The sequence below is a fragment of the Streptomyces sp. NPDC000878 genome (genome assembly GCF_053599695.1).
Map to the genome: position 1 here is coordinate 50,499 of NZ_JBSFMT010000034.1, position 12,150 is coordinate 62,648.

Sequence of the window (12,150 nt, forward strand, 5' to 3'; positions counted from 1 at the left end):
ATGCCCGAGAACAAGACGCCGCGGTTCTACTTCTCCCTGCGCAGCCCGTACTCCTGGCTCGCCTACCGCACGGTGATGGCCGAGCATCGGGACCTCGCGGAGCGCCTCGAATGGGTGCCCTTCTTCGAGCCCGACCAGCTCAGCGCACGGCTCATGAAGGAACAGGGCGGTCGGTTCCCCTACTCGGAGATGTCCCGCGAGAAGCACCGCTACGTGCTCCAGGACGTCGGCCGTATCACCAAGTCCCTGGGCATCAGGGTTGTCTGGCCGGTGGACCGCGACTCCATATGGGAGGTCCCGCACCTGGGCTATCTCGTCGCCCGCAGCCAGGGCCGCGGCCACGACTACATCGACGCGGTGTACCGGGCCAGGTTCGGCCAGGGCCGAGACATCTGCGACCGGCGGACCATCGAGGACATCGGCTGGGAGCTGGGCATCGACCCACTGCGCCTGTCCCGCGCCAGCGACCGGCCCGAGCTGCGCGCCGAGGGCATCCGCATCCTCCTGGACGTCTGCGCGGACGGTGTGTTCGGCGTTCCGTTCTTCGTGCACGGCTACAGCCGCTTCTGGGGGATCGACCGGCTCGACGCGTTCGTGGAGCACCTGCGCTCCCAGGAGGAGCCGGCCACCGCGGTACCGCTCGAGTTCACCGCCGCAGGCATCGGCACGGCCACCGACGACGGGCACGCGGGCGGCTGCGGCTGACCGCCCCCGCGCCCCCACCCGCACCATCTTTCACCTAGGGGACTGCTATGACACCTGTTCAGACGGTCGGCCTTCCGCTCACCGCCGGCCAGAAGGACATCTGGTTCGACGCGAAACTCTCCGGCGGGGGCGCGACCTACAACAACTCCGCCTACTGGGACATCCGCGGGCCGCTGGACCCGGACCTCCTGCGCACCGCGCTCGCGCGGCTCGTCGACGAGTCGGAGTGCCTGCGCGCCCGGTTCGACGAACAGGGCGGCGACCCGCGTCAGTTCGTCGAACCCATCGAGACGCTGCCGCTGGTCGTCACCGACGTCAGCACCGCACCCGACCCCGCGGCGGTCGCGCGGCAGGCGATCCGCGACGACCTGGCCGTGCCCTTCCCGCTCGACGACGAGGCCGACGGCACGGAAGGACACGGCCCGCTGTTCAGGCTGAGCGTGTTCGTGCTCGGCCCGGAGCGCACCTTCCTCTGCCTCCTCACCCATCACCTCGTCTCCGACGGGTTCAGTTACGTAATCTGCTTCCAGCGGCTCTCCGAGATCTACGACGCCCTGCTCGACGGCACCTCGCTCGACGAGGGCCGCTTCCCCGCACTCGTCGAACTGGTCGACGCCGAGGCGGCATCGACCGGTTCGACGAAGGGCGAGCGGGACGCGGCGTACTGGCGGGAGCAGGTGGGTGACGGCCCCGCGCTGATCAGCCTGGCCACGCGGGACGCCCAGCCCGCCCCGTCCTTCCACCAGGAGAGCGCGGTGCTGCCCGAGCGGACGGCCGAGCTGCTGCGCACGGTCGCCTGGAAGTCCCGGGTGATCTGGCAGAGCACGTTCGCCGCCGCCCTCTTCGCCTACACCGCGCGCACCGCCGCCATCGAGGACGTCCTTCTCGCCCTGCCGGTGACGGGGCGCCTCGGGGGCACGATGCAGCGCATCCCCGGCGTGGTCGTGAACACGCTGCCGCTGCGCCTGACCGTGTCCGCCGGCGCCACGCGCGCCGAACTGCTCGCGGCGACGCACGAGGTGTTCTCACAGGGGCTCAGACACCAGCGCCACCGGGTCAGCGGGATTCGCCGGGACATGGGTCTTCCCAGCGACGACCGGCGGCCGTTCGGCCCGTACCTCAACATGATCCCGCAGCCCGAGACGCTGGCCATCGGTCCGTGCGAGGCCACCATCTACACCCCCTCCACAGGACTCGTCGACGACCTGGAGATCACCGTCTTCGACAAGGGCGCCGCGGGCATCGGCATCGACCTCAGCGGCAACACCGCACGCTACGACCGTGCCGAGATCCGCACGCACCTGGACCGGTTCACCGCCTTCCTGGACGCCTTCCTCCAGGCCGCGCCCGACGCTCCGCTCGGCGGCCTCGACCTGCTCACCGCCGACGAGCGGGCCGGCCTCACCGCCGCGCTCACCGGGCCCGTCCGCGAGACGCCCTACCGGGGGGTCGTGGAGCGGGTACGGGAGCATGCGGCGCGGGCGCCGCATGCGGTGGCCGTCACCGACGACGGCGGAAGCGTCGACTACGCCGAGCTGATCGGCCGGGCCTCCGCCGTCTCCCGTGTCCTGACCGGCCACGGCCCGGTGGCCATCCTCTCCGAGCCGGGCCGGGACTTCGTCACCGCCGAACTCGCCGTCCTCGGCGCCGGACGCGCCTTCGTGCCCCTCGACCCCGGGGCGCCTGTGGCCCGGCTGACCGCACTGCTGCGCGACAGCGGCGCCGGTTTCCTGCTCACCCAGGACGAGCACGCCGGCCTGGCGCGCGCGGCGGCGGCTTCCCTGGCCGACCCGCTGCCCGTGCACGTCCTCGACGCCCGCGCCGACACCGCCGGTGAACTGGCCCCCGTCACCGGCGGCCCGCTCGACCTCGCCTACGTCATCTACACCTCCGGCTCCACGGGCAAGCCCAAGGGCGCCATGGTGCAGCGCGGCGGCATGGTCAATCATCTCCTCGCCAAGATCGAGGAGTTCGGGCTCACCGGCGCCGACGCGCTCGTCCACAACGCACCCGTCACCTTCGACGTCACCGTCTGGCAGACCCTGACGACGCTGCTCGTCGGCGGACGCGTCCGCGCCTTCGGCCGCGGTGACGCCGCCGACCCGGACGCCCTGTTCCCCGCCATCGGCGCCGAGGAGCTGACCGTCATCGAGGTCGTGCCGTCGCTGCTGCGCGCCACCCTCGACGTCTGGGACGCGGCGGGCTCGGCACCCGGACTACCCGCCCTGCGCTGGATGATCTCCAACGGCGAGGCGCTTCCCGCCGACCTCTGCAGGCGCTGGTTCGCCCGCTATCCGGACATCCCGCTCGCCAACCTCTACGGCCCCACCGAGTGCTCCGACGACGTCACCCACGCCTATGTCTCCACCACCGGCGACCTGGACGCGCCCGTCGTGCCGATCGGCCGGCCGCTGCGCAACACCCGCCTTCATGTCCTCGGCGCCGACCTGCGGCCGGTGCCGCGCGGCGCGCAGGGCGAGTTGTTCATCTCCGGCCGGGGAGTCGGCCGCGGCTACCTCGGTGACCCGCGCCGCACCGCCACCACGTTCGTGCCCGACCCGTTCGCCGCCGACGGCTCCCGCATGTACCGCACCGGCGACCATGTCGTCCTGCGCCCCGACGGACAGCTCGCCTTCGTGGGCCGCGTCGACCACCAGGTCAAGATCCGCGGCCAGCGCATCGAACTCGGCGAGGTCGAGACGGCCCTGCGCGAACTGCCCGGCGTCGCCGACGCGGTGGCCGCCGCCGTCACCGACCCGGCCGGACAGCAGCGGCTCGTCGGGTACGTCGTCGGGGACACAGCCCGCCCGGACACCGCGGCCGCCCGCGCCCTGCTGGCCGAGCGGCTGCCCGGTGCCCTGGTGCCGACCGTCCTCGTCGCCCTGGACGAACTGCCGCTGACCGCGCACGGCAAGGTCGACCGCTCATCCCTGCCGGTCCCCGACTTCGGGGCCTCCGCACAGGGGCGCGCCGCGCGCACCGACGACGAGCGCATCCTGTGCCAGGTCCTCGCCGAGGTCCTCGGTGTGCCCGAAGTCGGCCCGGAGGACAGTTTCTTCGCCCTCGGCGGTGACAGCATCAGCTCCCTCCAGGTGGTCAGCAGGGCGCGCAAGGAAGGCCTGGTCGTCACGGCCCGCGACGTCTTCCGGCACCGCACCCCGGCGGCCATCGCCGCCGTCGCGGGACACACCGGACAGGCAGCGCCCACAGCCGAGGAGGACGGCATCGGAGAAGTCGAACTCCTGCCCGTGGCTGAGCAGTTGCGTGAACTCCTGTCCCATCTTCCGGACGAGACCAAGGAGTTCGCGCAGCACTTCGCCGTGACCGTGCCCGCCGCGGTGGACGCCCCAAGGCTGGAGCGCGCGCTGCAGGCCGTCCTGGACCGCCACGACACGCTGCGTCTGCGCCTCGCCTGCCCGGTTCCCGGCCTGTGGTCCCTGAGCACCCGGCCCCCGGGCGCCGTCGCGGCGTCCGACGTACTCACCACCGCCACTGTTCCCGAGGGCGCCGACCGGGCCGTACGTCTGGCCGAGGAACTGGCCGCGGCCCGCGCCCGCCTGCGTCCCGAGGACGGCCTCGTCGCGCAGGCGGTGCTCCTGACGGAGGAAGGCACCGGCACCCTGCTCCTCGTCGTTCACCACCTCGCCGTCGACGGCGTGTCCTGGCGGATTCTGCTGCCCGACCTCCAGGCCGCCTGGGAAGCCGTCGCCGAGGGCCGCGAACCGCGGCTCGACCCCGTGCCGACCTCCTACCGCCGCTGGGCGAAGGCCCTGTCCGAGGAGGCCCGCACCGCGGACCGCATGGCCGAACTGCCGCTGTGGACGCAGCAGTCGAGCGGGGCGTCCGCAGCGCTCACCGAACAGCCGCTGGACCCGGCCCGTGACGTGCACGGCAGCGCCGGCCGGCTGCGCGTCGAACTGCCGGCCGAGCACACGGCGGCCCTGCTCACCCAGGTGCCCGCCGCCTTCCACGCCGAGATCAACGAGGTGCTCCTGACCGGTCTCGCCCTCGCACTCGTCGAGCGGGCCCGCCGCACCGGAGCCCCGCATGCCACCCGAGCGCTGATCGAACTGGAGGGACACGGCCGCGAGCAGATCGCGGGGGACCTGGACGTGTCCCGTACGGTCGGCTGGTTCACCAGCGTCTTCCCCGTCGGCCTCGACGTGGGCGAGCTGGACCGGGCCGACGTGTGGCAGGGCGGCACCTCCCTCACGGCCGCGCTCAAGCGGGTCAAGGCCACCCTGCGCGCGCTGCCCGACCACGGCATCGGCCACGGCCTGCTGAGCCACTTCAACCCGCAGACCGCCGCCGTTCTCGCCCGCACCCCCGTCCCGCAGCTCGGCTTCAACTACCTGGGCCGGTTCGCCGCGAGCGGCGGCGACTGGTCCATGCAGGCCGGCGGGGCGGGCCAGACCGCGGCCCCGAGCACACCGCTGCGTCAGCCCGTCGACCTCGTGGCCGTCGCCGAGGACCGCCCCGAGGGCCCCGTCCTCGTCGCCGAATGGACCTGGGCCTCCGCCCTGCTCGACGAGGCCGACGTACGGGATCTCGCCGAGACCTGGTTCCGCGCCCTGGAAACCCTTGTCGGGCACGCGGACCGGCCGGGCACCACCGGGCGCATTCCGTCCGACTTCCCGCTCGTCCAGGTCGAACAGCGGGAGATCGACGCGTACGAGAGCGAACTGCGCGGTGTCACCGACATCCTGCCGCTCTCCCCGTTGCAGCGCGGACTGCTCTTCCAGGCCGAGTTCGACCGTCAGGGCATGGACGCGTACACCCTCCAGGTCGTCATGGACGTCGGCGGCGCCATGGACCGCTCGGCACTGCGGGCCGCCGCCGTCACGCTCCTCGACCGCAATCCGGCGCTGCGCGCCAGTTTCCGCGAACGCGACACCGGCGACCCGGTCCAGCTGATCCCCGAGCACGTCGAACTGCCGTGGACGGAGGTCGACCTGACCGGCGTCGCCGCAGCCGACGTGGACGCCGAGGTGGCCCGCCGCACCGACGAGGAGTGGCTGCACCGCTTCGACGTCACCCGCGGTCCGCTGACCCGGTTCACCGTCTACCGGATCGCGGACGACCGGCACCGTGTCGTGTGGACCACGCATCACATGCTGGTCGACGGCTGGTCCCTGTCCGCCGTGCTCGCCGAGGAACTGGTCACCCTGTGGTCCAACGGCGCCGACACCACCGCCCTCGCCCGCGTCGCCCCCGCCCACCGTCATCCGGAGTGGTCGGCGGCCCAGGACAAGGACGCCGCCCGCGAGGCATGGCGCGCCGAACTCGCGGACATCGAAGAAGCAGGCGGTGCGACTCGGCTCGGCCCCGCGGACCGCGACCGCGTCTCCGTCCTGCCCGAGACCCTCGTGGCCGACGTGCCCGCCGAGGTCACCGCCGCGCTCACCCCCTGGGCGCACACCCGCGGTCTCACCATGAACACCGTGATGCAGGGCGCCTGGGCCGCGGTCCTGGGCGCGCTCACCGGACGACGGGACGTCATCTTCGGCGCCGTCGTCTCCGGCCGGCCGGCCGAGCTCCGGGAGGTGGAGCGGATGGTGGGCGCGTTCCTGCACACTCTCCCGGTCCGTGCCCGGCTCGATGCCGCGCAGCCCTTCGAGGCGATGCTCGCCGACCTCCAGGACCGCCAGCTCGGCCTCGAACCCCACCACCACCTGGGCCTCGCCGAGGTACAGCAGTGCGCAGGCACGGGCGAGCTGTTCGACACCGTCGTCAGCTTCCACAACTATCCGACGGGCGCCCTCGACCGCATCGGCGAGCACATCCCCGGACTGACCATGCTCGGCTGGAAGGCGCGCGTCGTCGCCGAGTACCCCCTGGCGATCGGCGTCTTCCCCGGCCCGGACGGCGAGTTGAGGGTGGAGGCCCAGTACCGGCCCGACGTGTTCACCGAGAAGCAGACGGACGCGTTCGTCCGCCGCTTCCTCCGTGTCCTGGAGCGCCTGGCGGCCGACCCGGGTGTCCCGCTCGGCCGCCTCGACACCCTCGACGAGAACGAGCGGTGCCGGCTCACCGCGGACTGGGCGGGGGCCGAGGCCGCACTGCCCGAGCCCGCCCTGCTCGCCACCGAAACCTTCGAGCGGTGGGCCACCTGGTTCCCGGACAAGCCCGCGGTCTCCCTCGGTGCCGAGGTCCTCGACTACACCGAGCTGAACACCCGGGCCAACCGGATCGCCCGGCTTCTCGTCGCCCGAGGGGTGCGCCCCGAACAACCGGTCGCCGTCATGCTGCCGCGCTCCGTGGAGCTGGTGGTGGCGGCCCTGGCCGCGCTGAAGGCGGGCGCCGTGTTCCTGCCCGTCGACGTCGACTACCCGGCCGACCGCGTCGGCCACCTCCTCGACGACGCGTGCCCCGCGGTGCTGCTCACCGACACCGCGACCACCGCCCGTGCGACGGGACTGCCGCAACGGCCGGGCCGCACCGACGTGCCCCTGATCCTCGACGCACCCGACACCGTGGCGGAGCTGGACGGACTCTCCGGCGCCGACCTCACCGACGCGGACCGGAACGGAACGCTGCACCCGCTGCACACCGCGTACATGATCTACACCTCCGGCTCCACCGGCCGGCCCAAGGGCGTGACCGTGCCGCACACCGGGCTGATGGCGATGGTCGACAGCCTCACCCAGCGATTCGATCTCGACCACGACGTGCGCGTCCTGCAGTTCGCGTCCTTCAGCTTCGACGCGTCGGTCTTCGGCATCATGCTGGCGCTGCTCAACGGCGGCACCCTCGTGATCGCCGACGAGGAGCACCGCACCCCGGGCCGTCCCCTGGTCGACCTGATCAACGACGCCCGTATCAACCTGGCGGCGCTGCCGCCCGTCGTCGTCGGCGCGCTCCCGGAGGGCAGCACGCTCCCCGCGGACCTGCGCATGGTGGTGACCGGCGAGGCGGTCCCCACCCAGGTCGTCGACCGCTGGGCGGGCTCCGTGCGGATGTTCAACGGGTACGGCCCCACCGAGGCCGTCGTCGGCTGCACCGTCAGCGGCCCCCTCGCCCCCGGCCGCGGCCGGCCGCCGATCGGCCGCCCGACCAACGCCCACCGCGTGTACGTCCTGGACCGCGCGCTGCGGCCCGTACCGGTCGGCTGCGTCGGTGAGCTGTACGTCGGCGGAGGACTGGCCCGCGGGTATCTCGGCAGGCCGGGGCTGACCGCCCAGCGGTTCCTGGCCGACCCGTACGGGCCGGCCGGCAGCCGCATGTACCGCACCGGCGACCTGGTGCGCTGGCTGCCCGACGGCGAGCTGGACTACCTGGACCGCGCCGACGACCAGGTGCAACTGCGCGGCATCCGCATCGAACTCGGCGAGATCTCCGCCGCGTTGACGGCCATGCCCCTGGTCGAGCAGGCCGCCGTGGTGATGCGCGAGGACGAGGCGGGGGAGCGGCGCCTGGTGGCGTACGTGGTCGCTTCCGGGGCCGGGTCCGGGGCGGACACCGGAGTACTGCGCGACCGCCTCGCCCGGGAACTGCCCGACTACATGGTGCCGTCCGCCGTCGTCGCCCTGGACTCGCTCCCGCTGACCGCCCACGGAAAGCTGGACCGCGCCGCCCTGCCCGACCCGGACCTCGGCGCCGGTGCGCGAGGCCGCGCCCCGCGCACGCCCGTCGAGGAGATCCTGTGCGGCCTGTTCGCCGACATCCTCGGCCGCGACCAGGTCCACGCCGACGACGACTTCTTCGAGATCGGCGGGCACTCGCTGCTCGCCACGCGGCTGGTCAGCCGGGTCCGCGGAGTCCTCGGCGCCGAACTGCCCATCCGCGCCCTCTTCGAGGCCCGCACCGCGGCCGCCCTCGCCGCCCGGGTGGAGCAGGCGGACCGGGCCAGGCCGCCGCTGGCACCCGCGCCCGCCGGAACCGAGAGGCCGCTCTCCTTCACCCAGCAACGGCAGTGGTTCCTCAACCGCCGCGAGGGCACAGCGGACGGGTCGTACAACTCGGTGCTCGCCTTCCGGCTCACCGGGCAACTCGACACGGACGCCCTGCGGGTCGCGCTGCGCGACGTCGTCGGGCGGCACGAGGTGCTGCGCACCGTCATGCCGGACACCGACGGGGTGCCGTCGCTGCGCGTCCTGGACACCGCCGCGGGCGCGCCCGCCGTCAAGGTGGTGTCGGTGCCGGCCGCCGAGGTGACCGAGGTGGTGGCCGCCGATGCCGACCGCGGCTTCGACCTCACAGAGGAGGCCCCGCTGCGCGTCCGGCTCTTCCCGGTGGGACAGGACGAGTGCGTGCTGTTGTTCGTGATCCACCACATCGCGTTCGACGGCTGGTCGATGGGCCCGTTCCTCGGCGACTTCGCCGCCGCCTACCGGGCCAGGAGCGAGGGCCGCGCCCCCCGCTGGGAGCCGCTGCCCGTCCAGTACGCGGACTTCGCCGTCTGGCAGCGCGAACTGCTCGGTGGCGGGGACCCCGACGATCCCGACGGCCTCGCCACCGAACAGCTCGACTTCTGGCGCGACGCGCTCGCGGGCCTGCCCGACGAGACACCGCTGCCCGCCGACTTCACCCGCCCGGCGCGGGGTACGCGGGAGGGCGACGCGGTGCTGTTCGACGTGGACGCCGACCTCCGGTCGGCGATAGGGAACTTGGCCCGCGCCACCGGCACGACCGAGTTCATCGTCTTCCAGGCGGCGCTGTCGGCGCTGCTGACCCGGCGTGGCGCGGGTACCGACATCCCGGTGGGTGTCTCGGTGGCGGGCCGCACGGACGACGCGCTCTCGGACGTCGTCGGCATGTTCCTCAACACCCTGGTGCTCCGCGGCGACACGAGCGGCGACCCGACCTTCCGCGAACTGCTCGACCGGCTCCGGGAGACCGACCTCGCGGCCTTCTCCCACCAGGACGTGCCGTTCGACCAGGTCGTCGACGCGCTGCGGCCGTCCCGCGCACTGAACCGGCACCCGCTGTTCCAGGTGTCGCTGACCGTGCAGTACGACGGCGTACGCGACCTCGGCCTGCCCGGCCTGACCGCGCGCCCCGAGTACGTTCCGTCCCGGCAGGCCAAGCTCGACCTCGTCGTCGAACTGGTGCCGTGGCCCGACAAGGACGGCATGCAGGGGCTGCTGACCTTCAGCAGGGATCTGTTCACGAGGGAGACGGCCGAGAGCCTGGTACGGCAGTTCACGCGGGTACTGCGGGACGCGGTGGCCGATCCCGGCGTACGGATCGGGGACCTGGAGATCGAGGGCGCGGACGAGCCGACGGTGTCGGCCCGGCCCCCGGAGACCTCCGCTCAGGACTTCGCCGAGGTCGTACGGGAGCTGCCCGAGGTGACCCTGATCGACCTGTTCGCCGAACTGGTCGCGGAGAAACCCGACGCCGTCGCCACCGGCAGCGGGCCCCAGGCGCTGACCTACGCCGAACTCGACCGGTGCGCCGACGTGTTGGCGCACACCCTGGTCGCGGCCGGGGCCGGACCCGAGCGCACCGTGGCGCTCGCCGTGCCGCGCGCGGCCGACCAGGCCCTCGCGGCGCTCGCGATCCTCAAGGCGGGCGCGGCGTACGTGCCGCTGGCCGCGGACGAACCGGGTGACGGGATCCGGGCCCTGTTCGCGGATACCGACCCGGTGTGCGTCCTGACGACGGTGGGCATGGCGGGACGGCTGCGGACGACCGGGGTGCCGGTGCTCGTCCTCGACGTCCCCGGGCTGCGCGGCACGGCCGGCGACGAGGACCGGCCCGTGACCGCCACGGCACGGCCCGAGCAGGCCGCGTACGTGATCCGCGGCGGCACGGCGGGCACGGTGGTGGAGCACCGCACGGCCGCCGCCCGGGTCGCCGCCGCGCTCGACGGCGGACGGCCCGGCGAGGCCGGGCTGTTCGGGGCGCTGCTCGCCGGGACCGGCGTCGCCACCCGGGAGCGCCCGCCCGCCGCATGGGCCGCACCGGACACGTTCCCGGCGGACACGGACCGATGGCCGGCCCACGGCTACGTACTGGACGAGGCGCTGAGCCCGGCCCCGGAGGGCGAGCTGTATCTCGCGGGGGCGGCCGTCGCCCGGTCCTACGCGGGCCGGGTCGGCGTCACCGCAGAGCGGTTCGTCGCCGATCCCTGGGGCGAGGCGGGGGCCCGGATGTGGCGGACGGGCCGGAAGGTGACCCGGGGCGACAACGCTTTGACGCAGCCGGCGCCGGCGCAGCCGGCCGCCGACGCGGCCGACCCGGTCGTGGCCCGGCTCTGCGAGATCGTCGCCGAGGTGGTCGGGGCGGAGTCCGTGGCCCCGGCGGAGAACTTCTTCGAGACCCGGTCCATGGACAGCATGACGTCGCTGCGCCTGGTGGCCCGGGCCCGCAAGGCCGGCATCGAGCTCAGCATCGCCGACGTGTTCACCCACCAGAGCGTGGCCGCGCTCGCGACGGCGCTGCGCCCGCAGCCGGAGCCCGGGACGGCGCAGGAGCCGACGGCCCTCGCCCCCAGGGACACCATGCGCCTCGCGGCCGAGGCGATCGAGGAGACCGACAGCCTCGATCACGCGGACCCGTTCGCACCGATGCTGTGCATCCGTCCGACCGGCGGGCGCCCGCCCGTCTTCTGCGTCCACAGCGGTGTCGGCCTCGCGCTCTCGTACCTGCCGCTGGCCCGCTACATCGGGGCGGACCATCCGGTCTACGGCATCCAGTCGCCCAGCGTCGTCGACGGCGCGCCGCTGCCCGACAGTATCGAGGCGAACGCCGCCGCGTACATCGACCTCATCCGCCAGGTCCGGCCCGAAGGGCCGTACCACCTGCTCGGCTGGTCGTTCGGCGGACTGCTCGCGTACGAGATCGCGGTGCAACTGCGGGCCGCCGGACACCAGGTGGGCCTGCTGGCGAACCTGGACTCCTACCCCCGGACCGGCGCCGTCGACGAGCGGGACGTGCAGGGCAGCCTGGCCTGGCTGCTGGAGGGCATCGGGCACAGCCGCGACGAGTTCGGCGACCGGGAACTCACCCCGGCGGACATCGTCGACGCCCTGCGCCGCGACGGCAGCGCTCTGGCCCGGACGGGGGAGCAACGGATGGCCCGCATGGTGGATCTGATGGCCCGCCACCAGATCCTCAACACCCGCTACCGGCCCCGCGGTTACGACGGCGAGATGCACCTGTTCCTGGCCGACCGCTCCCCGTGGGGCGAGGAGACGGACAAGGAACGCCTCTGGGCCCCGTACACCAACGGCACCGTGACCACGCACCACGTCGACTGCGCCCACGACGACATGCTCAGCCCCGGCCCGCTGGACGAGATAGGACGCGCGGTCGCGGCCCAGCTGGAACGGCTGCACGCGGAGTCGGACAGGAGCGAGCGGTGACGGCGGCGGGCTCCCGCGCCCGGGCCAGCTGGAAGGGAGTCCTCCTGACGCCGGGCCCCGGCGCGGCACGGGACACACACGACGGCCCGTCGCCCCGCGCGCCGCAGCGGCCGGCGGACCCCGCCCTGGACGAACG

General features: G+C 73.5%; 2 protein-coding genes. Both read left to right on the top strand.

Features of this window, described 5'->3' with window-relative positions; genetic code table 11:
* Positions 1-705 carry a DsbA family protein gene (locus ACWDR4_RS27445; RefSeq protein WP_450412606.1) on the top strand — a complete coding sequence of 235 codons (705 nt, stop codon included), beginning with the start codon at positions 1-3 and terminating at the stop codon, positions 703-705.
* A 47-nt stretch (positions 706-752) separates the two neighbouring features.
* A complete protein-coding gene (locus ACWDR4_RS27450) occupies positions 753-12,014 on the top strand; it encodes an amino acid adenylation domain-containing protein (protein ID WP_450412608.1) in 11,262 nt (3,753 codons plus the stop codon).
* Positions 12,015-12,150 lie beyond the last annotated feature (136 nt).

What these genes read in the sequence shown, in the direction of transcription:
- ACWDR4_RS27445 (WP_450412606.1), top strand. Translation starts at nt 1, where the DNA reads ATGCCCGAGAACAAGACGCCGCGGTTCTACTTCTCCCTGCGCAGCCCG.
- ACWDR4_RS27450 (WP_450412608.1), top strand. Translation starts at nt 753, where the DNA reads ATGACACCTGTTCAGACGGTCGGCCTTCCGCTCACCGCCGGCCAGAAG.